The organism is Nocardiopsis gilva YIM 90087 (assembly GCF_002263495.1).
Lineage (GTDB): Bacteria > Actinomycetota > Actinomycetes > Streptosporangiales > Streptosporangiaceae > Nocardiopsis_C > Nocardiopsis_C gilva.
The window spans coordinates 4217321-4241847 of the sequence record NZ_CP022753.1 but is presented as its reverse complement, the minus strand read 5'-3'; the positions used below and the strand labels follow the sequence as shown (position 1 = coordinate 4241847).

14 protein-coding genes, 3 rRNA genes and 1 pseudogene are annotated in these 24527 nt (G+C 66.8%); 17 read left to right on the top strand and 1 reads right to left on the bottom strand.

What is annotated here, in order from left to right:
- The first annotated feature begins 60 nt into the window (after positions 1 to 60).
- From CDO52_RS19105 to lhgO, 9 genes are all read left to right on the top strand, one after another.
- Positions 61 to 2907, top strand: a complete 2847-nt coding sequence (locus CDO52_RS19105) for a sensor histidine kinase (protein ID WP_094932587.1) — start codon at positions 61 to 63, stop codon at positions 2905 to 2907.
- Positions 2908 to 3345 (top strand): roadblock/LC7 domain-containing protein, encoded by a 438-nt coding sequence (locus tag CDO52_RS19100; RefSeq protein ID WP_017619140.1) that lies wholly within the window; start codon positions 2908 to 2910, stop codon positions 3343 to 3345. It abuts the gene before it with no gap.
- Positions 3342 to 3779 carry a DUF742 domain-containing protein gene (locus CDO52_RS19095; protein ID WP_017619139.1) on the top strand — a complete coding sequence of 146 codons (438 nt, stop codon included), beginning with the start codon at positions 3342 to 3344 and terminating at the stop codon, positions 3777 to 3779. The genes CDO52_RS19100 and CDO52_RS19095 overlap by 4 nt, the downstream gene beginning before the upstream one ends.
- Positions 3760 to 4356, top strand: a complete 597-nt coding sequence (locus CDO52_RS19090; protein ID WP_026125883.1) for a GTP-binding protein — start codon at positions 3760 to 3762, stop codon at positions 4354 to 4356. The genes CDO52_RS19095 and CDO52_RS19090 overlap by 20 nt, the downstream gene beginning before the upstream one ends.
- A gap of 142 nt (positions 4357 to 4498) precedes the next feature.
- Positions 4499 to 5401 (top strand): sirohydrochlorin chelatase, encoded by a 903-nt coding sequence (locus CDO52_RS19085; protein ID WP_026125882.1) that lies wholly within the window; start codon positions 4499 to 4501, stop codon positions 5399 to 5401.
- A 356-nt stretch (positions 5402 to 5757) separates the two neighbouring features.
- Positions 5758 to 7665: a sensor histidine kinase gene (locus tag CDO52_RS19080; RefSeq protein ID WP_017619136.1), complete on the top strand. Its 1908-nt coding sequence runs from the start codon at positions 5758 to 5760 to the stop codon at positions 7663 to 7665.
- Positions 7662 to 8273 (top strand): DUF742 domain-containing protein, encoded by a 612-nt coding sequence (locus CDO52_RS19075; protein ID WP_083919905.1) that lies wholly within the window; start codon positions 7662 to 7664, stop codon positions 8271 to 8273. Before CDO52_RS19080 ends, CDO52_RS19075 begins: the two co-directional genes overlap by 4 nt.
- Before the next feature lie 133 nt (positions 8274 to 8406).
- Complete coding sequence (locus CDO52_RS19070) at positions 8407 to 9267, top strand: helix-turn-helix domain-containing protein (RefSeq protein ID WP_017619134.1); 861 nt, start codon at positions 8407 to 8409, stop codon at positions 9265 to 9267.
- 119 nt (positions 9268 to 9386) lie between these two features.
- Positions 9387 to 10601, top strand: coding sequence for an L-2-hydroxyglutarate oxidase (lhgO, locus tag CDO52_RS19065; protein ID WP_026125880.1), 1215 nt, complete (start codon positions 9387 to 9389; stop codon positions 10599 to 10601).
- 166 nt (positions 10602 to 10767) lie between these two features.
- Here the strand turns inward: lhgO and CDO52_RS19060 are convergent, their stop codons facing one another.
- Positions 10768 to 11418, bottom strand: a complete 651-nt coding sequence (locus tag CDO52_RS19060) for an HNH endonuclease family protein (RefSeq protein ID WP_017619132.1) — start codon at positions 11416 to 11418, stop codon at positions 10768 to 10770.
- A 270-nt stretch (positions 11419 to 11688) separates the two neighbouring features.
- Here CDO52_RS19060 and CDO52_RS19055 point away from each other — a divergent pair, with 270 nt between their 5' ends.
- The 8 genes and pseudogenes from CDO52_RS19055 to CDO52_RS19020 all read left to right on the top strand — a co-directional run.
- The gene (locus CDO52_RS19055) at positions 11689 to 12186 is read left to right on the top strand and encodes a hypothetical protein (protein ID WP_017619131.1); all 498 of its coding nucleotides are present in this window, start codon (positions 11689 to 11691) and stop codon (positions 12184 to 12186) included.
- Positions 12187 to 12547: 361 nt separating this feature from the next.
- A complete protein-coding gene (gene tyrS, locus CDO52_RS19050) occupies positions 12548 to 13849 on the top strand; it encodes a tyrosine--tRNA ligase (RefSeq protein WP_017619130.1) in 1302 nt (433 codons plus the stop codon).
- A gap of 822 nt (positions 13850 to 14671) precedes the next feature.
- Positions 14672 to 16207 (top strand): 16S ribosomal RNA (locus tag CDO52_RS19045).
- A 376-nt stretch (positions 16208 to 16583) separates the two neighbouring features.
- Positions 16584 to 19670 (top strand): 23S ribosomal RNA (locus tag CDO52_RS19040).
- A gap of 174 nt (positions 19671 to 19844) precedes the next feature.
- Positions 19845 to 19961, top strand: a 5S ribosomal RNA gene (gene rrf / locus CDO52_RS19035).
- Together the 16S, 23S and 5S rRNA genes form the textbook arrangement of a ribosomal RNA operon.
- Before the next feature lie 336 nt (positions 19962 to 20297).
- A complete protein-coding gene (locus CDO52_RS19030; RefSeq protein WP_094932586.1) occupies positions 20298 to 22214 on the top strand; it encodes an HNH endonuclease in 1917 nt (638 codons plus the stop codon).
- A gap of 183 nt (positions 22215 to 22397) precedes the next feature.
- Positions 22398 to 23117: a GNAT family N-acetyltransferase gene (locus tag CDO52_RS19025; protein ID WP_232524250.1), complete on the top strand. Its 720-nt coding sequence runs from the start codon at positions 22398 to 22400 to the stop codon at positions 23115 to 23117.
- A gap of 116 nt (positions 23118 to 23233) precedes the next feature.
- Positions 23234 to 24097, top strand: a pseudogene (locus CDO52_RS19020) (RNA-guided endonuclease InsQ/TnpB family protein); the annotation flags it as partial.
- Between the last annotated feature and the right edge of the window lie 430 nt (positions 24098 to 24527).

Below are 24527 nucleotides of genomic sequence, written 5' to 3'. Positions count from 1 at the left end.
GGCTGGGGTCACCCCCTGATCCGGCCGGGTGCCCGCGCTCATGTCAGCGGGAGGAGCGCAATGGGCCAGCCGGGCGGCGCAGACCGGAGCATCAAGGCGCAGCTCAACAGGATCGTGTTGATCCCCAGTATCACCTTCCTGGTGCTGTTCGCCCTACTGAGCACGGCCATGCTGATGCAGGCCGTCTCGCTGCGGCTGGCCACGGGCGACGGCCGCACCGGCGCCTACCTCTACTACGCGGTCGCCGAACTGCAGAAGGAACGTCGGCTGGCCGCCGAACACCTCGCCGCGCCGTCGGACGAGTCGCTCAACGAGCTGCGGAACCAGATCACCGCCACCGACGAGGCGGTGCGGCGGATGGACGATCGCAAGGAGGGGCTGCGTGGCCGCGGCGACCCCGAGGTCGCCAAGGCCGCCAGCGGCTTCTTCACGGCGATCGGCCGACGCGGTGAACTCCGCGGCCACGTCATCGCCGAGGAACTCAGCACGGAGCAGTCCGTCGCGGAGTACTCGGCCATCGTGGACCGGGGGATCCGGCTCTACGACGCGTCGGGCCGCCTGCTGGATGACGGTGCATCGGCCGCGGCCAGCGCCGACGTCGTCGACCTCATGCGCGCGCAGGACCTCTTCTCCAAGGCCGACGCCGACCTCAGCGCCGCCCTCGCCGCGGATCGCATGACCCACGACGAGCAGGTCCGCTTCGCCGCGCTGATGACCGCGTTCCAACAGCGGATCGACAACGCGGGCCTCGTCCTGCGGGGCCAGTCCGCCGACGCGCACGCGGCGCTCATCGGCAGCTCCCAGTGGGAGGAGCTGGAGACCATGGCGGAGACGGTCAGGCGCCACGTTCCCGGAGCCGAGGGGGAGAACTCCGGCGACGACGAGGCCGAGCCCGACGAGGCGCCGCCCGCCGGGCTGGACGACTGGCGCACGGTCGCCGACGACGTCAATGCCGACCTGATCGTCCTCACCGACGCCCAGACGCAGACGGTGGTCGCCGCCACCGACGCCGCGAGCACATGGATGTTCACGATCGCGCTCGGCGGCGGCATCATGGCCCTGTTCGCCGGCACCATCGCCTACGGGGTGGCCTCGAAGTCCGCCGCACGTCTGACCACGCGGCTGGCTCGGCTGCGCGCCGAGACGCTCGGCCTGGCCCGGGAGGAGCTGCCGCGGATCGTGCGGCGCCTGGAGAACGGCGAACCGGTCGAACTGGACTCCGAGCTCAAGCAGCTCGACCACGGAGCCGACGAGGTCGGGCAGGTCGCCGACGCGTTCAACACCGCGCAGCGCACCGCGGTCAGCGCGGCCGTGAAGCAGGCCGAGATCCGCGAGGGCGTGAACCGGGTCTTCCTCGGCATCGCCCACCGCAACCAGTCGCTGGTGCAGCGCCAGCTGCAGCTGCTGGACCGAGTGGAGCGCGAGGAGGAGGACCCCGACCTGCTGGAGGACCTCTTCCACCTCGACCACCTGGCCACGCGCGGCCGACGCAACGCCGAGAACCTGATCATCCTCGGCGGGGCGCAGCCCGGACGGCGGTGGCGCAACCCGATCCCGCTGGTGGACATCCTCCGGGGGGCCATCTCGGAGACCGAGGAGTACGCCCGCGTCAAGCTTCGGGTGGTACCTGATCTCGCGCTATCGGGCGCGGTGGTCGCCGACGTCATCCACCTCGTGGCCGAGCTCGTGGAGAACGCCACCTCCTTCTCCCCGCCGCACACGCCCGTGCACATCCACAGCGAGGTCGTGCCCAAGGGCGTCGTGGTGGAGATCGAAGACCGCGGCCTGGGCATGAGCGAGGAGAGCCTGTCCGAGGCCAACGCCACGCTCAGCAAGGCGCCGGAGTTCGACGTGATGGCGATCAACTCCGACTCCCGGCTCGGCCTGTTCGTGGTGGCCCGCCTGGCGGTCAAGCACGACATCCACGTGCAGCTCTGCCCGTCGCCCTACGGCGGAACCCGCGCGATCGTGCTCATCCCCTCGGCCCTGATCTCCTCCGCCGAGGCCGCGGGCCGCAGGCGACCCGGCGGTGAGGCCACGGCCTCAAGCGCGGCCCCCGATACGGCCACGCCTCCGCACGGATCCACGCCGCCGGCCGGAGTCACGCCCCCCACGGGTGTCACCCCGAGCTCCGGCATCCCGGCTCCCACGGGGCGGCGCGAGCGCGGCACGGGCGATCTGCTCGCCGGCCAGCGGCCCGGGAGCGGACGGCCGCAGGCGGGGAACGGCCGGTCGGCAGGGACGGGAGCGACCTCCGGTGTGCCCTCGGTGCCGCGGGTGAACGGCCAGACCCCCGCGCCGGGTCTGGTGTCCGGGTCCCGTCGACGCGGACGACGGGCCCCAACGGGCTCCCGATCCGCGAGCCCCGCCGCCGACCCGAGCAGCGCCCGCAGGGCGCCGCCTCCGGTCCCCCGAGGACACCGGCGCCGCGGACCACCCCACGCTGCCCGACGCCGCAAGCAGGCCAACCTCGCGGCGCAGCTCAGAGACTCCGCCCCACGCGCCGGGGCCGGAGACGTCGCGCTCTCCGAGGAGGCCCTGAGGGCGCTGAGCGCGTTCCAGTCGGGAACGAAGCGCGGACGTGAAGACGAGCTCGGGTCCGCCGCGGCCCCGCGCGACGGCACGTCGCCCGCGCCGGACCGTGCGGCAACCGGCGCGCCGGACGCTCCCCGGACGTCCGGGGGCGGTCCCGGTACCCCGGCGTCGGCGCTGCGGCGGACGAGAAGTGCGCCCGGCCGGACCGATCCCAACCCCAGTGCCGACGCTGCCCCCGGCGCGGCGAACGGCGACGACGCGGTCGTCACCTCCGACACCTCGGAGGAGCGGGTTCGGTCCGCCAAGGCGGCAACGATACGCGAGGGGCACGTCGGCCGTCCGGCCGGCGACCACATGGGAGAAAGCGATTAAATGGTGCAGAAGAGCGGCAATTCGGCAGGCGATCTGAACTGGCTCCTCGACGATCTCGTCGATCGTGTCGTCAGTGTCGAGCATGCCATCCTGCTATCCGCTGACGGCCTGCTCATCGGCCGATCGCGGGCGCTGACGATGGAGGACGGCGAGCACCTGTCCGCAGTCGCGTCGGCGTTCCAGAGCCTCGCGCGCGGTACCGGCCGCCAGTTCGGCGGGGGAGCGGTCACCCAGACCCTGGTCGAGATGGAGCACGCCTACCTGTTCGTCACCGCGGCGGGCGAGGGCGCCTGCCTCGCGGTTCTCGCCTCCGAGGACGCCGACATCGGCATCGTCGCCTACGAGATGAACATGCGGATCCGCCGGGTGGGCCAGTTCCTCAGCTCGGCGCCGCGCTTTCCCGCGTCGGTCACGGCGACCGGCGGCGCGGGATCATGAACGAAGCACCGCCGACACATGGGGCGGCCACCGGGCCGACGCTCGGGCACCGGCGCGCCGAGTGGCCTGTTCCCGGAGTCGCGCACATCGATCGCGCGGCCGGGCCACTGGTGCGCCCCTACACCATGACCGGCGGGCGGACCCGTCCCTCGGAGCGCGGGTTGGACATGATCAGCATCGTCGTGGCGGCGCGCGACCGCGTGGACTGGGCCGCGCTGGAGCCCGAGCACGCCGCGATCATCCGGCTGTCGCGCAGGCCGATCTCCGTCGCCGAGCTCTCCGCGCAGCTCGACATTCCCATGACCGTGGTCAAGGTGCTCCTCGGCGACCTCATCGCACAGGGCGACGTGCACGCCCGGGCGCCGATGCCCGTGGCCGATCTTCCCGAATTGAACATACTTCAGGCGGTACTCGATGGCATCCGCAGACTCTGACGGTGGGGCCCGCCCCAGCATTCCGACGGCGGTGAAGATCCTCATCGCCGGGGGGTTCGGCGCGGGCAAGACGACGATGGTCGGTTCGGTCAGTGAGATCACCCCCCTCAGTACCGAGGAGGTCATGACCGAGGCCAGCATGGGCGTCGACGATCTCGGCGGAGTGGAGGACAAGACCACGACCACGGTCGCGCTGGACTTCGGCCGGATCACGGTCAACGAGCGCGTGGTCCTCTACCTGTTCGGCACGCCCGGGCAGGGCCGGTTCTGGTTCATGTGGGACGAGCTCGCCGACGGCGCGCTGGGCGCGGTGGTGCTGGCGGATACCCGCCGCCTCGACACCTGCTTTCCGTCCGTGGACTTCTTCGAGAACCGGGATGTCCCGTTCGTGGTGGCGGTGAACCAGTTCGACGGCGCGTATCCGCACACGTTGGAGGCCGTGCGCAACGCCATTGACGTGGGCGAGGAGGTCCCCGTGATGATGACCGACGCACGGGATCGGGATTCGAGCAAGCGTGTCCTTCTCGCCCTGGTAGACCACGTTATGCGGCGGCGGAGCCCAGCGCTGTCCGGTTGACCGCTACCATGGCCGAACGGCCTCCACACCATGCCCACCCCCAACGGGCGATTTCCAGATCCGTTGTTTCACGATCGGAACATGCCTGGGGGCAAGATCCTTACTCCCGAGTCGTTAGCATTTTCCCGTGAATCCTGACAATATGCAGAATCCGGATAGACTACCCCCTCGCGATCTCCCGCGGCGTCGATCGGGACGGCACCGGAATCCATTGTCGTTCGACAGCTGGATCGGCACGCCGACGCTCGTGCTCGCGGTTCCGGGCGTCTCCGGTGACGTCGACGGCATCGGCGCTCAGATGGTCGACCTGCTGCGGTCCTACCGGCCCGAGGTCACCATCCGGACTGGCTGTATCGAGGGATCCGACAACCGCCTCACCGACGCTCTCACCGACCTGGAGCCCGTGGCGGAGCACCCCCTCCGCGGCGTCGTGGTCCCCCTGGTCACCGCTCCCCACCCGGCCACGAACCAGGCCATCGGCGAGGCCATCGAGAGCACCGGCGCCGACGTCCGCGTCACCGACGGCCTGGGCCCCCATCCCATGCTCGCCGAGGTGCTCCACCTGCGCTTGGCCGAGGCCGGGTTCGTGCGCGCGGACCGCATGCGGCTGATCAGCGTCGTCGCTCCCAGCACCACGATGACCGACGGCGTCATCGTGGGGGCCGTGGGCGGTCCCGAGGCGGTCAGCGCGGCCGGTGTCACCGCGGTGCTGCTCGCCGCGCGGCTGGGGATCACCGTGCTCCCCGCCGACCTGGAGGACGACACCTCGCTGGAGCAGGTGCGCCGCCAGATCGCCGACGCCGGATGCGTGCGCCCGGTCATCGCGCCCAGCATCGTCGGCCCGGAGTTCGACGCCGAGCGGCTGAAGGCACTGGCCGAACGCTACGAGGCGCGCTACAGCGCGCCCCTCGGCGCGAGCAGCACGCTGGCCAAGATCGCGGCGCTGCGCTACGCGGAGGTCCTCAACTCCGTCGGCGTCGAGGCGCCCGCCACCGCCGACGAGCTGCCCTCCCCGGTCGGTTCTCGGCACCGGCCGGAGAGCTGAACGGGTCCCGGTCGCCACGTCGCCGTCCGGCGCCGCCCACCCGGCGGCGCCGGAGGCCATGACCGAATGTAATGAAACAACAACACAGAGCCATGCTTTTTCGATACCGTCGGTGCCCTATGGACGCGTAGCTGTCCACCTGCCGAGGGGCCACCCTCTGCGGCCTGTGACCCGCATGCGCGCGTCCGTCCAGGTTGGGGGAGACCATGGGCACAAAACGACTGGGCACAAAACGACGGGGACCATTACGGGGAGCATCGTCGGCGCAAAGGAGCCGTAAAGAGCGGACCCTCCGCACAGAACTATCGCGCATCGTACTGATCCCGAGTATCAGTTTTCTGGCGCTGTGGCTGGTCATGACCGCCACCGGCACATTCCAGGCCGGTACGCAGATGCTCTCCGTCATCGCGGGACGGGAGAGCGCCGAGGTACTTGACGCCCTCGCCGCCGAGCTGCGCGAAGAACGACGACTCACCCTTGTTCATCTCGGCGACCCCGAGCGGACGCCGATCCACGACCGACTCTCAGACCAGCGCGAGACGACCGACACCGCCCGCGGTACGGCCGAGGCGGAGATCGGGTCCGACATCCTCACCGGTGACCTTCCCGGCGACACCGACGCCCTGGGGCGGCTCCGCAGCGGCGTCGACGGGGGCACCGTCAGCCGGGCCGAGGCACTCGACCGCTACAGCGATCTGATCGAGGACCTCGGAGCCCGCAGCGCCACCCGACTGCACGCCCTGGAGAACGGGGCCGGCCTGACCGAAGCGGAGATGGCCCAGGACCTGGTCGGTGCGCACGAGGAGTTCTCCCGGGCCAACGCGCTCCTGGCCGGAGCGATCGCCGCGGGCAGGATGGACTACGAGGAGACCGCGCACTTCACCCACCTCACCGCGTCCTACCGCAACACCCTCGGTCGGCTCGGACCGGACCTGCGCGGTGACGTCCAGCGCCGCTACAAGGCCATGCGGGAAGCGGAACCGTGGACCGCCACCGAGCGGCTCAGCCGCGCCGTCGTCACACGGCCTCCGGTACGCGAGCCCGACGCCCCCGGCGAGGCGCCGGAGTGGAACTTCGCCATCGGTGTCGGCGCTGACGAATGGGAGGAGGCCTCCCAAGGGGCCGAGCGCCCGTTCGACGAGCTCGTCTCGGCCCAGCTGGAGCGCGCCGTCGCCACCGCCTGGGGGGACGCCGTGCACAGCATCGCCCTCGCCCTGGCCGGGTGCGTGTTCCTCCTGCTGACCGGAACGGCCTCCATCGTCATCGCGACGCGCGCGTCGCGCCGCCTCGTGGGTCGGCTCTCCAAGCTGCGCAACGAGACCCTCGCGGTCACCGACACCCGGCTGCCGGCCATCGTCGACCGCACGCAGAACGGGCAACGGGTGAACCTCTCCGAGGAACTGCCCCGCCTGTCGTACGGGAGGGACGAGATCGGCCAGGTCGCCGACGCGTTCAACGCCGCGCAGCGCACCGCCGTCGGTGCGGCGGTGAAGCAGGCCGAGATCAGGGAGGGCGTGAACCGGGTCTTCCTCGGCATCGCCTACCGCAACCAGGCGCTGGTCCAGCGCCAGCTGCACCTCCTCGACGAGATCGAGTACGACGAGGAGGACCCGCGCACCCTCCAGCGCCTGTTCCGGCTGGACCACCTGGCCACCCGCGCCCGGCGCTACGCCGACAACCTCATCATCCTGGGCGGTGCCCAATCGGCCCGCCGGTGGCGCAACCCGCTTTCGCTGGTGGACGTGCTCCGCGCCGCGATCTCGGAAACCGAGGACTACGAGCGCGTCCGGCTGACCTCCGCCCCCCGCGTGCGGCTGCGCGGCACCGCCGTCGCCGACGTCGTGCACCTCATCGCCGAGCTCGTGGAGAACGCCACCCAGTTCTCCCCGGCCGGTGCGCCGGTCGACGTCAACTGCGGGCCGGTGGCGGGCGGGCTCGCGGTGGACGTGGAGGATCGGGGGCTGGGCATGACCGAGGAGGGGTACGAGGCGGCGGCGCGCACCCTCTCCGAGGCCCCCGAGTTCGACGTCATGGCGCTGCCGGACGAACCCCGCCTGGGCCTGTTCGTGGTGGCCCGGCTGGCCGCCCGGCACGGCGTGCGGGTGCGGCTGTTCCCCTCGCCCTACGGCGGGACCCGCGCGACCGCCATTCTCCCCGACGCGCTTCTGGAGGGAGAGGAGAACGACGCACCAACGGAGCCCGTCATGGTCCCTGACCAACGTCAGGCGGCCCCCGGGCCTTCGGGGGAGGGAGCGGCACGATGAGCGAGACTGCGGGCGGCAGAGCGATGAGCGACAGGGACGACAACGGCAGAGTAGGCAACCACCGAGTCGACAGCAGCACAGCAGAGATCCGCACGCCGGCACAGTGCGGAGCGGCCGACCGCGGCCCAGAGAGCCGCGGAACAGCGGACAGCACAGCGGGCGCCGGGCCGGCCGACGACGCGGCGGACAGCGGACGAGCCGAGCCTCCCGGATCGGACAGCCGCCAGGCAGGCGAAAACCGGGCCGGAATCCGCGCCGGCCAGGGAGCCGAACGGTTGCTCCGCCCCTTCGCCGTCACGATCGGTGGAACCACCACCGACGCCACCGGGACCCGCCTCGACCTGCTGAGCATCGTGACCGCCACCCGGCCGCCGGGACCGCCCGACAGCCTGCGTCCAGAGCGCGAGACGATCCTGCTTCGGTCGCGAGAACCGCAGTCCATCGTCGAGCTCGCCGCTCACCTGGACCTTCCGGTCAGCGTGGTGAAGCTGCTCGCCGCGGGGATGATCGCCGAGGGAGCGCTGCGCCTGCACGTCCCGGAGCCCGAGCAGACCCTGACCGGTCTGCCGCTTCTCCACACCCTCCTGGAAGGGCTACGCGCGCTGTAGGACGGACACGGCGGAGCGGGCCGTGAAATCGGGGGACAACCGGACCCTGCGACCGGGGTGGAGTACCGGACATTGGGGAGCTATATCGCCGATTCCCGTGTCCCAAGGCACATCCCGGTCCTACAGTCGTGCCATGGGAGACAAGGAACGCCGCAACCCCAGTGTCAGCCGCCGCCGACTCGCCGCGGAACTGCGCAGACTCCGTGAGCGCTCCGGACTCGCCATCACCGAAGTGGCCCGCAGGTTCGGGTGGTCGCCCGCCCATGTCGTCCGGCTGGAAACCGGGGCCATCGGCGTTCGGGCCGCCGACATCCGCCACCTCGCCGACATCTACAACCTCTCCGAGCAGGAGCGCACGGCTCTGAGCGAACTCGTCGAGCGCACCAAGGCGAACTCCTGGTGGAGCCGCTTCTCCGATGTCCTCCGCCCCGAGTTCATCGACTTGGAACAGAACGCGAGCCGCATCCGCCTGTGGGAGCCGTTACTCGTCCCCGAGCTGCTGCGCACCGACGACTACCTGTGCGCGTGCGCTCGCGCGATCCAGTCGCTCGACGGCCGGTCCCTGGAGCAGCTGGCCACCGCCCAGTCGGCCCGCCGCAGCGCCGTCCTGGGGGAGTCCAAGGTGCCCTTGGAGGTGGTCATCGGCGAGGCCGTGCTCAACAACGCCGTTGGCGGGGCGGACGTGCTGCGCGCGCAGCTGGAATTCCTTCTTGACGCCGCGCGGCTGCCCTCGGTGACCCTGCGCGTCGTCCCCTTCTCCGCCGAGGACCACCCCGGCCACGCGGGCGGCTTCAGCGTTCTCACACTCGACGGAGCCGGGCCCGGGGGAGGCGAGGAGGAGGTGGTCGTCCACGCCGAGCTGTCCGGAGCCAGCGCGTTCTTCGGAGATCACGACGGCGTCGCCCGGCAGATGGCCCGCTTCACCTGGATCGAGGAGGCCGCCCTGTCGTCTCGGGCATCCTGCGCCCTCATCCAGCGCTACGTGTGGAGCTGAAGCGGGTCGAGGAGCCCAGCGGCCCGGTCCAGAACCTCCCACCGGTGCCGTCACGCGTGCCCCCGACCGTGACCGACCCGCACGCACTCGTCGGGAACCCCCTTGCTAGCGTGACGCGCGTGAGCACCACACGCATCGGCATCGTCGGCGCCGGAATCGTCGGGCTGGCGCTGGCCAGATGGATCACGCTGAATCGCCCCGGTGTGCGTGTCACCGTGCTGGAGAAAGAGGACCGCGTCGCCGTCCACCAGACGGGGCACAACAGCGGCGTCGTACACGCGGGGCTGTACTACAAGCCCGGGTCGCTTAAGGCCGAACTCTGCCATCGCGGCAAGGGGCTGCTGCGCGACTACTGCGTCGAGCGCGGGCTGCCGTACCAGGAGGTCGGCAAGGTGCTGGTGGCCCGGACACGGGAGGACGCCGCACGGCTGGACGACATCGAGCACCGTGCCAAGGCCAACGGGGTCGACGGGGTGCGCAGGCTCGGGCCGGACACGCTGCGCGACATCGAACCGCATGTTCAGGGGATCGAGGGCCTGCACTCGCCGCGCACCGCCATAACCGATTTCGTCGCCATCGCCGAGTCGTTCGCCGACGATGTCCGCCGGTCGGGCGGACGGATCCACCTGGGAACGCCGGTTATCGCGCTGCGGCAGGACACCGACGGCGCCGAGGTGCTCACGGGCGACCCGATGGGCGATCGCGTGAGGTGGCGGTTCGACACCGTCGTCATCTGCGGTGGCCTGCACAGCGACCGGCTCGCCCGGATGGCCGGAGCCGAGGCCGACCCGCGCATCGTCCCGTTCCGCGGCCAGTACCACGAGCTGATCCCGGAGCGCCGTGACCTGGTCCGGGGCCTGGTCTACCCGGTGCCCGACCCCCGCTACCCCTTCCTCGGCGTCCACCTCACCCGGCACGTCCACGGCGAGGTGATGGCCGGCCCCAACGCCGTTCTGGCCGCCGCGAGAGAGGGCTACCGGTTCCGCGACATCCTGCCGGACGACCTCGCCGCCACCCTGGGCTGGCCCGGCTTTTGGCGGCTGGCCCGCGAGCACTGGGCCATGGGGGCACGCGAGGTGGCGGTGGCCGCGTCGGCGTCGGTCTTCGCCCGGGAGGCGCGGCGGTTGATCCCGGAGATCACGGCGGCGGACCTGCGTCCGGCGCCGGCCGGTGTGCGCGCCCAGGCGCTGGGCCGTGATGGGCGGCTTCTCGACGACTTCGCCATCGACACCCACGGACGGGTGATCTGCGTGCGCAACGCCCCTTCCCCCGCTGCGACGTCCTCGCCCGCGATCGCCGAGTATCTCGGCGAGAAGGTGCTGGCCACGACCTGACGGGGCGGGAAGCACCGCCGGAAGGGGGTCGGCGGAGTCCGGTAGGAACCCTGGGCGGCGATCACCTGGCTATCGGCAGAAGGACGCCGGACGACGGCGACCGTCGGCGCCCCGGGGCCAGGTCTCCCCGTGCGTGCCGACGGCCGCCGCTGTGGGTCTTCGCTTATCAGCAACGGTTGTTGAGAGTGCTCTGGAGCGCGGACTTCTCCGCCGAGTTCACGGCCAGGTTGTACCGGTGCTTGACGTTGATCCAGGCCTTCACGTACTTGCAGTGGATCGCCGTCCGCGGCGGCATCCAGTCCGCGGGGTCCTGGTCGCCCTTGGCGCGGTTGCTGCTGGCGTTCACCGCCCACAGAGCGGGCGAGTTGACGTCGTTGGCGAAGTCGCGGCGCTTCGTGGTGCTCCACCTGTCGGCCCCGGAGCGCCAGGCCTCGGAGAGCGGCACCAGGTGGTCGATGTCGAAGGTGGAGGAGTCGTTCGTGGAGACCCCGTCGAATTCGCTGTACCAACTGCCGGAGGTGGCGCGGCACCGGTCATCGGTACGCACGTTGCTGCCGTCGCGCCGCAGCACGTACTCGCGGGCGTTGCAGTTACCCGAGATGGTGACCCAGTGCGGGAACAGTGAGCGGTCATAGTCGGAGGATGCTCCTTCGGACTTCACCGTCAATCCGTTGAGCTGGGACTGCGCCGTGGCCTTGGTCGGAATCCCGGGCGGGACGGCGGCAGCGGCGGGCGCGGCCGGGACGAGGACCAGGAGGAGGACTGCGGCGGACGCGGTGGAAAGGAAGCCGAATACGCGGCGGCGGGTGGTACGCAATGTATTTCTCCTGCGGTCGGGAGGAATCCAAGCGGGACTTGCGAACACCTCAGAGCCTGAATGTTCAACGGGTCCGCATCCAGTACCGCGGGTTAAATCCCTGTGGCCGTGTCCAGCCGGGTCGGTGACGAAGGTGTCGTCCAGGGTGATTTCTGTTGGTTGTCCACAGGAGTCGAAGGTGGGTAGCGGCGCGGTGAGCGAGGGCCGCAGTATGAGTCTCCTCAATGTCCCGGGAAGAGTTCCCGAGGGCGTCGGAGACGGAGGTTTTGGATGGACTTCATGCGGCGATTCCTCGCTGTTCTCCTGGTCAGTGTCGGCTCGATACTGATGGCAACGGGTGCGTCGGCCGATCAGGGGGGTGGGGAGTTGGACGGATTCACCATTGGCTACCTGCCGAAAGGCGTCGGCGGTGAAGTCGCGGACTTCGACTACGAGTGGGGGGACGTCAAATTCGCCTCGCGTGTGTGGGAGAGACAGACCGCTGAGGGCGGGTACGCCGTCGACCTGCAGGTCCTCGTGATGCGTGGTGGGCGATTGGACAGCCCCGATCAGCTACTGGACTTTCTCGCCGAGTACCACGAGCGCGATGCCGCGACGTGGGAGCTGAGGGAGTTCACGAATGGCCGTGCCCGAGGCTTTATCAGCGACGCCGAGGCCTTCTGGCTGCCTGAGCCCGGTGTGGCAGTGGAGGTGCGGGCCGACCCGGCCCGATTCGGTTTAGAGGAGCTGCGCGCCACCGCCCTCGGTATCCGCCGCGCGTACGGATAGAGCCGAAGCCGAGTAGCCCTGACCGCGGGTCGGGCGAGCCCGGATTGGACTGAGCCAGGCCGGGCCGGTCGACTGGAGTTCAGACGGTTGGGACAGCGGCGCGGGGTGTGCCTGGGCGTCCGCATGCCACGGCCCACGACTGCGACATGGCGAGACGCGGAGGACTGCGGAGAACTGAGGGCAGCCCTGAAGAGTTCGGGAGAACTCCTGATCCCGGATCGGTGGGGACGAATATCGGTGTGCGGTCCTCATGAAGCAGCGGCTACGGTGGAGAGCGTCCAAGCCGTAGTTCAGGTGACCGGGAGACTCGGCGATCCCCGTCGGGCACCCGCCGTCACCTCACCTCGATGGAAAGACCACAGTGACCGACATCATCGACGAACTCGAGTGGCGCGGCCTCCTCGCGCAGACAACCGACCTTGACGAACTCCGCAAGGCCCTCGCCGATGGTCCGGTCACGCTCTATTGCGGCTTCGACCCGACAGCGGGGAGCCTGCACGTCGGTCACCTCACCCAGATTCTGACGCTGGCCCGGTTCCAGAGGGCGGGGCACCGTCCCATCGCCCTCGTTGGCGGCGGTACGGGCCTTATCGGCGACCCCAAGCCCACCGCCGAGCGCATACTGAACTCGGTCGAGACGATCCGGGAATGGGTGCAGGTCCTCGGCAAACAGCTGTCCGCCTTCCTGCGCTTCACCCCCGAGGGGGAGCAGGAGCAGCCCACAGATGCCGTCCTCAGCAACAACGCCGACTGGCTCGGGTCCATGAGCGCCATCGAGCTGCTCCGCGACGTCGGCAAGCACTTCAGCATCAATCAGATGCTCGCGCGCGAGACCGTCAAGAGCCGCCTCGACGGCGAGGGCATGAGCTACACGGAGTTCAGCTACGTGCTCCTGCAGTCCTACGACTACGTCGAGCTGTACCGCCGGTTCGGGTGCACGTTGCAGATCGGTGGCAGCGACCAGTGGGGCAACATCACGGCGGGGCTGGACCTCATCCGTCGGATCGACGGCAACAATCCGCACGGCCAGGCGCACGCCCTGACGACCAACCTGCTGACCAAGAGCGACGGCACCAAGTTCGGCAAGACCGAGACCGGCACCGTGTGGCTCGACCCCACGCTGACCACTCCGTACGCCTTCTACCAGTTCTGGTTCAACGCCGACGACCGCGACGTCGTCCGCTACCTCAAGGTCTTCAGCTTCCGCTCCCAGGAGGAGATCGAAGACCTGGAACGCCAGACCGCCGAGCGCCCTGCTGCCCGCGCTGCCCAGCGTGCGCTGGCTGAGGAGCTCACCACTCTGGTGCACGGTGCGGAGGAGTGCGAAAAGGTCATCGAGGCGAGCCGTGCGCTCTTCGGCCAGGCTGACCTCAGCAACCTCGATGCCCCGACGCTCGGCGCCGCTCTGTCCGAGGTTCCGAAGGCCGAGGTCCAGGGTCCGGTTGCGGAGCTTCCGCCGCTGGTGGACCTGTTTGCCGCGACTGGCCTGGTGCCCAGCAAGTCAGCGGCCCGTCGCGCCATCCAGGAGGGCGGGGCCTACCTCAACAACACCAAGGTCACTGACGTCGACGCGAGAGTGGCGGAGGCGGACGTGCTCCATGGGCAGTACGTCGTGCTGCGCCGCGGTAAGCGCAACGTCGGCGGCGTCATCGTGACAGGCTGAGCCACTGCCCTGACCGAGGGGTGCCGTCGGTCAGCGTCATCGCTAACTCGGTGCTTGTCGCGTGCCCGTCCTGGGGTCAGTCCCCGGGACGGGCACGCTGCGTTCCGATGCGCGGAGCCACCACGGTGTGGGTGGGGCGAGATCGGTGCCGGAGGGGCGTTTAAGCCGACGGTCCCAGGGGAAGGCATATTTTTGGACCAAAAAACAACACATACCGCACGGGTCTGCTGCAGCAGCCGTGCGAGCATCGATGCGAGGACCTCGCGCAGGGTCCGAAACCTCGGCTCTGAGGGCGATCGCCGTTGATCCGAGGGTCAATTTGACGTATCAGTGCGCGGACTCTACTGTTGGCAGGCCGATGCGGGACGGCCAGTGACCTCAGGGTCCTCCAGCCGGACCGCGCGAGACTCCGAAGGCCCCGGCCCGAGCGCTTGTTTCGGGTGGTAACATCTTCTCTCGGTTCTCCGGTTCGAAGATGTTCAGAGTCGTTTTATCAAGATCACTTCCGACTTATTCGTCGATTTGGCGGATATTGGTTGATCTGGTAAATTCGGAGAAATAACAAAGCGGAACGCACCGCCTCAACAGAAAAACCCGGTCGGGTTTGTATGGGATGAGCGGTTGTTTCTTGAGAACTCAACAGCGCGTGTTTGTTTTTCTTTCAGCCAAGTTTGTTTTGGCCCCTTTTGAGCACACGGAACCCTTGGTGGTTGCGGGGTGCTCGGGGTTCCTTTGATTGGCCATGATGCGAGTCATGGTCGGTCAGGGTTATCTCTTCCAGGTTTACCCGCCATGCTTCGGCATGGTTGGGTTGTTTGGCCTTTGATGGAGAGTTTGATCCTGGCTCAGGACGAACGCTGGCGGCGTGCTTAACACATGCAAGTCGAGCGGTAAGGCCCCTTCGGGGGTACACGAGCGGCGAACGGGTGAGTAACACGTGAGCAACCTGCCCCTGACTCTGGGATAAGCCGTGGAAACGCGGTCTAATACCGGATACGACACCCTGCCGCATGGCGGGGTGTGGAAAGTACTTGTCGGTTGGGGATGGGCTCGCGGCCTATCAGCTTGTTGGTGGGGTGAAGGCCTACCAAGGCGATTACGGGTAGCCGGCCTGAGAGGGCGACCGGCCACACTGGGACTGAGACACGGCCCAGACTCCTGCGGGAGGCAGCAGTGGGGAATCTTGCGCAATGGGCGAAAGCCTGACGCAGCGACGCCGCGTGGGGGATGACGGCCTTCGGGTTGTAAACCTCTTTTACCACTCACGCAGGCCCCGGGTTTTCCTGGGGTTGACGGTAGGTGGGGAATAAGGACCGGCTAACTACGTGCCAGCAGCCGCGGTAATACGTAGGGTCCGAGCGTTGTCCGGAATTATTGGGCGTAAAGAGCTCGTAGGCGGTGTGTCGCGTCTGCTGTGAAAGGCTGGGGCTTAACCCTGGTTTTGCAGTGGATACGGGCATGCTAGAGGTAGGTAGGGGAGACTGGAATTCCTGGTGTAGCGGTGAAATGCGCAGATATCAGGAGGAACACCGGTGGCGAAGGCGGGTCTCTGGGCCTTACCTGACGCTGAGGAGCGAAAGCGTGGGGAGCGAACAGGATTAGATACCCTGGTAGTCCACGCCGTAAACGTTGGGCGCTAGGTGTGGGGGCTTTCCACGGTTCCCGTGCCGTAGCTAACGCATTAAGCGCCCCGCCTGGGGAGTACGGCCGCAAGGCTAAAACTCAAAGGAATTGACGGGGCCCGCACAAGCGGCGGAGCATGTTGCTTAATTCGACGCAACGCGAAGAACCTTACCAAGGTTTGACATCACCGGTAAACCATCGGAGACGGTGGGTCCTTTTGGGATCGGTGACAGGTGGTGCATGGCTGTCGTCAGCTCGTGTCGTGAGATGTTGGGTTAAGTCCCGCAACGAGCGCAACCCTTGTTCCATGTTGCCAGCACGTGATGGTGGGGACTCATGGGAGACTGCCGGGGTCAACTCGGAGGAAGGTGGGGATGACGTCAAGTCATCATGCCCCTTATGTCTTGGGCTGCAAACATGCTACAATGGCCGGTACAGTGGGCGTGCGATGCCGTGAGGTGGAGCGAATCCCTAAAAGCCGGTCTCAGTTCGGATTGGGGTCTGCAACTCGACCCCATGAAGGTGGAGTCGCTAGTAATCGCGGATCAGCAGTGCCGCGGTGAATACGTTCCCGGGCCTTGTACACACCGCCCGTCACGTCATGAAAGTCGGCAACACCCGAAACCTGCGGCCTAACCAGCTTGCTGGGGGGAGTGGGTGAAGGTGGGGCTGGCGATTGGGACGAAGTCGTAACAAGGTAGCCGTACCGGAAGGTGCGGCTGGATCACCTCCTTTCTAAGGAGTCTTATTTGGCTGGTCGTGGCATCGGCTGTTGTGGTCGGTGGCGGTCGGCGGACTCGAAAGTGGACCCGGCATGGTGGCTGATGCTCCTTTGGGGGCGTTGGTTGGTGTCGGGATGGCTGAGCAGAAGAACGAACTTCCCCCTGGTTCTGGAAGGCCGGGGGGCGCGCTGTTGGGTGTCTGAGGATGCAACCGTTGGTTGTGTTCCTGGGTGCCACCCTGACGAAGACCCGGGCAGGGCCGCCGTCTCCACGGCTGAGGTGTTCCTCGGTATGTGGGGTTGGGTGTGACCGTGCTGGTGGGTTGTAGGCGGGTGTGTGGCTGGTGTTTTGATTCGTGGATAGTGTGCGCGAGCATCTTGTATCTGTGGTGGCCAAGTTAGTGTGGCATACGGTGGATGCCTTGGCACCAGGCGCCGATGAAGGACGTGGGAGGCCGCGATAGGCCGCGGGGAGCTGTCAACCGAGCTGTGATCCGTGGGTGTCCGAATGGGGGAACCTAGCCCGAGTTGTGTCGGGTTGCCGCCGTCTGAATGTATAGGGCGGTTGGTGGTGACGCGGGGAAGTGAAACATCTCAGTACCCGTAGGAAGAGAAAACAACAGTGATTCCCTGAGTAGTGGTGAGCGAAAGGGGATGGTGGCTAAACCGTGCGCGTGTGAGAGACGGCAGTTGTTGCGTGCGCGGGGTTGTGGGATGCATCTGGCCTGGTCTGCCGACTGGGCGCGCTGATGTCGTGGGTAGTTGAAACCGTTGGGAAGCGGTACCGGAGTGGGTGAGAGTCCCGTAGATGAAGTCCACGGCTAGGCGTTGGTGTTTTCCCGAGTAGCGCGGAGCCCGAGGAATTCCGTGTGAATCTGGCAGGACCACCTGTCAAGCCTGAATACGTCCTGGTGACCGATAGTGCACAAGTACCGTGAGGGAAAGGTGAAAAGTGCCCCGGTGAGGGGTCGTGAAATAGTACCTGAAACCGTGTGCTGTCAAGCCGTCAGAGCCTTGCCGTGTGTGGGGTGATGGCGTGCCTTTTGAAGAATGAGCCTGCGAGTTATGGTGTGTGGCGAGGTTAACCCGGGTGGGGTAGCCGTAGCGAAAGCGAGTCTGAAGAGGGCGAACATAGTCGCATGCTGTAGACCCGAAGCGGGGTGATCTACCCATGGCCAGGGTGAAGCGGCTGTAAGAGGTCGTGGAGGCCCGAACCCACCAGGGTTGAAAACCTGGGGGATGAGCTGTGGGTAGGGGTGAAAGGCCAATCAAACTCCGTGATAGCTGGTTCTCCCCGAAATGCATTTAGGTGCAGCGTCGTGTGTTGCTTGCCGGAGGTAGAGCGACTGGTTGGCTGATGGGCCCGACAAGGTTACTGAGGTCAGCTAAACTCCGAATGCCGGTTTAAGTTATAGCGCGGCAGTGAGACTGCGGGGGATAAGCTTCGTAGTCGAGAGGGAAACAGCCCAGATCATCAGCTAAGGCCCCTAAGCGTGTGCTAAGTGGGAAAGGTTGTGGAGTTGCTGAGACAACCAGGAGGTTGGCTTAGAAGCAGCCATCCTTTAAAGAGTGCGTAATAGCTCACTGGTCAAGTGATTCTGCGCCGATAATGTAGCGGGGCTGAAGCACACCGCCGAAGCTGTGAAGCCCGGGCTTAGGTCCGGGTTGGTAGGGGAGCGTCGTGCGTCCGGTGAAGCCTCGGGGTGACCTAGGGGTGGAGGGTGTGCGAGTGAGAATGCAGGCATGAGTAGCGAAACACACGTGAGAAACGTGTGCGCCGATTGACTAAGGGTTCCTGGGGCAGGTTAATCCGCCCAGGGTGAGTCGGGGCCTAAGGCGAGGCCGACAGGCGTAGTCGATGGATAACGGGTTGATATTCCCGTACCCGTTCACACGCGCCCAGTACCGAGTCCTTTGATGCTAACCACCACTGAAGCGGTGGTGTGCCTTCGGGTGCGCTGTCGTGGAGGCGTGGGACCCAGGAGGGTAGTAGGTAAGTGATGGGGTGACGCAGGAGGGTAGCTCTACCGGGCGGTGGTTGTCCCGGGATAAGCGTGTAGCCCGGAGCATAGGCAAATCCGTGCTCCATCAGGGGTGAGGCGTGATGTCGAGCCGTTTGTGGTGAAGTGAGTGATCCCGTGCTGTCGAGAAAAGCCTCTAGCGAGTGTGTGGGCGGCCCGTACCCGAAACCGACGCAGGTGGTCTGGTAGAGAATACCGAGGCGTTCGGGTGAACCATGGTTAAGGAACTCGGCAAATTGTCCCCGTAACTTTGGGAGAAGGGAGCCCTGTCTGGTGATGGAACTTTGCTTCTTGAGCTGGGTGGGGTCGCAGATACCAGGGGAAGCGACTGTTTATTAAAAACACAGGTCCGTGCGAAGTCGTAAGACGCGGTATACGGACTGACGCCTGCCCGGTGCTGGAACGTTAAGAGGACCGGTTAGCAGGAGTGATCCTGCGAGGCTGGGAATCTAAGCGCCAGTAAACGGCGGTGGTAACTATAACCATCCTAAGGTAGCGAAATTCCTTGTCGGGTAAGTTCCGACCTGCACGAATGGCGTAACGACTTCCCGCTGTCTCAACCATGGGCCCGGTGAAATTGCACTACGAGTAAAGATGCTCGTTTCGCGCAGCAGGACGGAAAGACCCGGGACCTTCACTATAGCTTGACATTGGTGTTTGGGATGGTTTGTGTAGGATAGGTGGGAGCCGGTGAAACCGCCACGCTAGTGGTGGTGGAGGCGTTGGTGAAATACCACTCTGGCTGTTTCGGGCATCTAACCCGCACCCGTGATCCGGGTGGGGACAGTGTCTGGTGGGTAGTTTAACTGGGGCGGTTGCCTCCTAAAGGGTAACGGAGGCGCCCAAAGGTTCCCTCGGCCTGGTTGGCAATCAGGTGGTGAGTGTAAGTGCACAAGGGAGCTTGACTGTGAGACGGACGTGTCGAGCAGGTGCGAAAGCAGGGACTAGTGATCCGGCACCGGCGTGTGGAAGCGGTGTCGCTCAACGGCTAAAAGGTACCCCGGGGATAACAGGCTGATCTTCCCAAGAGTCCGTATCGACGGGATGGTTTGGCACCTCGATGTCGGCTCGTCGCATCCTGGGGCTGGAGTTGGTCCAAGGGTTGGGCTGTTCGCCCATTAAAGCGGCACGCGAGCTGGGTTTAGAACGTCGTGAGACAGTTCGGTCCCTATCCGCTGTGCGCGTTGGAGACTTGAGAAGGGCTGTCCCTAGTACGAGAGGACCGGGACGGACGAACCTCTGGTGTGCCAGTTGTTCCGCCAGGAGCATGGCTGGTTGGCTACGTTCGGGAGGGATAACCGCTGAAAGCATCTAAGTGGGAAGCTTGCTTCGAGATGAGGTCTCCTGCCCTAAGAGGGGGTAAGGCTCCCAGTAGACGACTGGGTTGATAGGCCGGGTGTGGAAGCCTTGTGAGGGTGGAGCTGACCGGTACTAATCGGCCGAGGGCTTGTCCACCGCAGATGGCTGGGTGCTCGCGCACACTATCAACACCTTCGGGGTGGTTCCCGGGGTGTTGGCGTAATTTCGCACACGAATCGTTTTTGTTTTTGATATGGTTACGCGCTTGTCAGCGCGGCCCGTGGTTTTCCACGCTGGCGGGGTTTTTCCTTGTTGGTGGTGGTTCTAGGGTTGCGGTGGTTTTTGCGAGGGGTCACACCCGGTCTCATTTCGAACCCGGTCGTTAAGTTCCTCAGCGCCGATGGTACTGCCTCCATGGTGGGGGTGGGAGAGTAGGACGCCGCCGCGCATTCTTTGTGGGAGGGGGATCACCTGTTGGGGTGGTCTCCCTCCTTTTTGTCGCCCTTGATTGTGAATATGTGAATTCGGGGTTGGGGTGGGGCGCCCTGGTGGTGGTCCCCAGGTGGGGGTGCGGTCCTGTCGGCGTCGTTGGTGGCGGAGTTAGGGTGCGTTTTCGGGGGCGCTGGTTGCTCGCACCTGTGGGAGCACGACGACCGGGGAGACGCCGTCGCCGCAGGGGCGCCCAGGGAGGGCGCCGTGTCGATCCCGGGGTGGCGGGTGCGACTTATCCACAGGCGGGAAATTTGTTGCGACACCGTCGGGGTGGGGTTTCTAGCTTGGATGTATGAGCGATGGCGCGGGTTTCACCCCTTCTTCCTCCCGGCCGCCGGGTGGCGGTGCGGGCGAGGCGGTGGCGTGCCTGCGGCGTGCTGCTGAGGTGTTGGGCGAGGTGGCTGGGGCCGACATCCCGCCGGGGGCTGAGCACACCGTGGGCGAGGACCTGATCCAGGTCCTGCGGGGCCTGGATGAGGTGAAGCTGGCGTGTGCGGATGCGGCGGGGGTGTTCGAGGCGCGTGGTGGGCTGGTGGGCTCGGGGCAGTTCAGGCTGTCGCATTGGTTGCAGCACACCGCGCACCGGTCTCCGGCCGAGGCGCGCCAGCTGTCCTCGTTGGCCCACCGCTCGGCGCATCTGGAGGAGTCCGAGCACGCCTATGAAGCCGGCGAGATCTCTCTGGCGAAGCTGGAGCGCATCGCCCACTGGGTCAACGAGGGCCTGGCCTGCCGGTCGGTGCAGCGGTGGCCGGAGGCCGAGGCGTTCGCCCACACGGCTGAGGGTCCGTTGTTGGGGCTGGCGTGTGAGCCCGGGGTGACGGTGTGGGGGATCGACCAGGTCGGGCGGCGGTTGCGCTACACCCTGGATCCGGCGCGTCAGGAGAAGGAGTACCAGGACCGCTACGCGGGCCGGGGTGCGAAGTTCACCCGGGGGATGGATGACTCCTTCCACCTGGAGGCCTGGGGCGACGAGGCATCGGGGGATGTGTTGCGCAACGCGCTGGACGCCTTCCTGGCCCCACCGAAGAAGGAGGGGGAGGAGCGCTCTTCCTACCAGCGCACCCATGACGCGTTGGTCGAGATGTGCCAGACCGTGGTGGAGCTGCCCGCCGAGCAGGCGCCGCGCCGCAGGGCCGGTGCCAACCCGGTGGCGTTGGTGGTGGGACTCGACCTGCTGCAAGGTGAGCAGGGGGCGGGTCCGGCGGTCAGTGAGTACGGCACCCTGTGGCCGGCCTCGGCGGCCCGGGCGCACGCCACCGACGGCGTGCTGCGGCGGGTAGTAACCGATCCGGTCAGCGGGCAGCCGCTGGATGTGGGATACGCCCAGCGGCTGTTCTCCCCGGCGGTGCGCACCGCGCTGCTGGTGCAGCGCCAGAGGTGTGCCTGGCAGGGCGGGTGCGACCGGCCGATCGCGTGGTGCCAGGCCGACCACAAGGTTGCCTGGTGGGACGGGGGCCGATCCGACCTGTCCAACGCCCAGCCGTTGTGCCGGTTCCACAACCTGGAGAAGGAACACCGCCGGGCGCGGGAGCGCGGCTGGGCCCAGCGGCCCCGCCCGCGACGCAGGCCACACCCACCGTGCCCGCCGCCGCGGGCGCCGGCGGACCCGACCGCCCCACCGCACCGACCGCCCCCACCGGGGTGCCCGTCCTCGGCTGAGGAGTCCGGCGGGGTGAGGGCGGCGCCGATCCACCACCGGATCCCGGACCGGATCCGGGTCCGGATGCGGGCTGCTCATAGGCCCTCGGCCTGGGAGTGGGTGGTGGTTGGTCCGCCGGTGACGTGTGCCCGGCGGGCCATCGGCATGCCTTCAATCCGCGGACTCGCTGACAGAGGCGTCGATACCCGCGCCGCACCACCGGACGTCGTTGATCGGCCACTGGGACAGATGGGGGAAGAGCATTGCCATCAGGGGAGAGATCGACATCCGGCATCTTTGCCCGGGCAGGCGGTCTCACGGGAGGCGATTCACTATTCCCGTACCAGAGACACCGTTCAAGCGCTGCCGACAATGGCGTGCGGTGCGCACGAAGTGCCCTTCTCTCCGGTAGAGCGAGGGACAGTGTGTGTCTTGTGGACGCCCGGTAAGGAGAATCGATGGGAGCGGGAGCCGTTCCCGCTCACTGGTCTCCTGTGCACCGAGGGCCGGTTCTGCGGAGTTGCGGTCGGCAGCGTTCGGGCGAGGGAGCAGAGGTCGCGACCGCCTTAGGGTGTGTATCGAATGTGCTGGTCGCCAACGCGACACCGTCGGCGGACCCCCAAAATCACGTGCGACCTTCGCAGTGTCATGCTGGAATCAATTGCTATGAATGCCCATCTTCTCAATGAAGCCGACTTGATGGACAGGATGGAACGGAACCTGGCGGAACATGCCTGTCACCTGCATCGGAGCATGACCGGTGCGGCCGTCACAGAGACCGGTGACCTCCTGGTCGCCGACAGCGGCCTGGACGACGACACTTTCAATATCGTTGCCTCAGCCCGCTTCAGCTCCGCCACCGCCCCGGCACGTATCACCGAGACCGCTCGGACGCTGGCTCGCACCGGCCGCCGTTTCTCCTGGTGGGTGGGGCCTGCCTCGACACCACCGGACCTCACCGCCCGCCTGATGGCGGCCGGTCTGCCAGCGTCCGAACGCGAGGCGGCCATGTGGGCCGAACTGGACGACACCCTGTCACTGCCCGCCGCCCAGGGACTGGACATCCAGACGGTGGCCACGCCCGAACAACTCGCCGACTACGCCACGGTTCTCGCTGCGAACTGGACCCCGCCCGCTGACACCGTCCGCCGCTTCTTCGCCCAGGCCGCCCCGCAGGCACTGGCCGCACACTGCCCGGCCTGTTACCTGGTCGGCTACGTGGAGGGCCGTCCGGTCTGTTCGGCCGAAGTGTTTCATCACGCGGGGGTTGCAGGGGTCTACAACATCTGCACTCTGGCCGCCCACCGCCGACGTGGCTACGGAGGTGCCATCACGCTGGCCGCGCTCCGCACGGCCCGCGACCGAGACCACCGCATCGCGGTCCTGCAGGCGTCCGCCGACGGCGAGCCCGTCTACCGCCGCCTGGGTTTCCGCTCCTGCGGCCAGTTCACCGAACACACCATCAATCTCTGAACCGCCCGAAATCCACAAGCCATCTGCCCACTCTTCACAACGGCGCTGGTCACAGCCACTCGTTGATGGCCGCTACGAGGACAGTCGCCTCGTAGCGGACCGCGAGCTTGTCGTAGCGCGTGGAGTCCACGCCGATCACGTTCCGCCAGGATGCGGCACAGCCTTACGACGACCGTTCGCTTTCGTGGAACCACGACGCGCAAACCGTGTCCATGTGGACGGTTCGCGGGCGAATGAAGGCCGTGCGATTCGCGTGCTCGCCAGAGGCGGGCAAGATGCTGCGTGAGTCCCGCCAAGGTGAATCCGACCTGGTGTTGCGCGACGGAACGTTCTACCTGGTCGCCACGTGCGATGTTCCCGACCCCAACGTCTATGAACCGGACGGGTTCATCGGGGTTGACCTCGGTATCGCCAACATCGCCACCACGTCCACGGGATACCTGGCAGCCGGACGCAAGCTCAACCGGTACCGGCGTCGCCAGCAGCGGCTACGCGCCAAACTCCAAGCTAAGGGAACCAAGTCCGCTAAGCGGCTGCTTAAGAAGCGTGCTCGCAGAGAGCAACGGCACGCTAAGGACACCAACCACGTCATTTCGAAACGCATCGTGACCGAGGCTGAACGCACCTCGGCCGGTATCGCCCTGGAAGGACTCACGGGCATCCGGCAGAGGGTACGGCTTCGCAAGCCCCAACGGGTCGCCCTGCACTCATGGGCGTTCGCCCGACTCGGACAGTTCATCACCTACAAGGCGCGCCGTGCTGGTGTGCCGCTGGTGTTCGTCGACCCTGCTTACACGTCGCAGACGTGCGCCGAGTGCGGCCACGTCGACAAGCGCAACCGTGTTGACCAGGGGACTTTTATTTGCCGGGGATGTCGGGTCGTTGCCCACGCGGACCGGAATGCTTCCCACAACATCTCCCACCGGGGAGAGGCTGTGTGGAACGCGGGGCGGAAGTCACACGTCCCACCCGCGAACCCCTTAGGTTCGCAGGCCAAACGCGGGGAACTCCTCACAGCCAGTGGGGACGTTCACTTGCAAGCTCGGTCCTTTAGGGCCGAGAAGCTGACGCTGCCACCAGCCGAGATCGCCGTGCATCCTACGGAGAGTTTGGAGTCGCACGAGTTCTATTTCATGTGCGATGACGTTGAAGCGACCATGCGGGAACTGACCGCGAAAGGGGTCGACTTCACACAGCCGATCACGGATGCCGGCTGGGGGCGGCTGACAAGGTTCCGGCTGCCGGGCGGCGGTGAGATAGGAATGTACGAGCCGCGTCATGAGCGGGCCATCGACCTTTGAGATTCTCCGCAACGTCTGGCTGGCGAATCGCTCCGAGGTCGTCTGCGCGGGTAGACGTCAGGTGGACATGCCATCCCTGTGGCGTCTTCCGATGGGTGTCGTCCTCGCG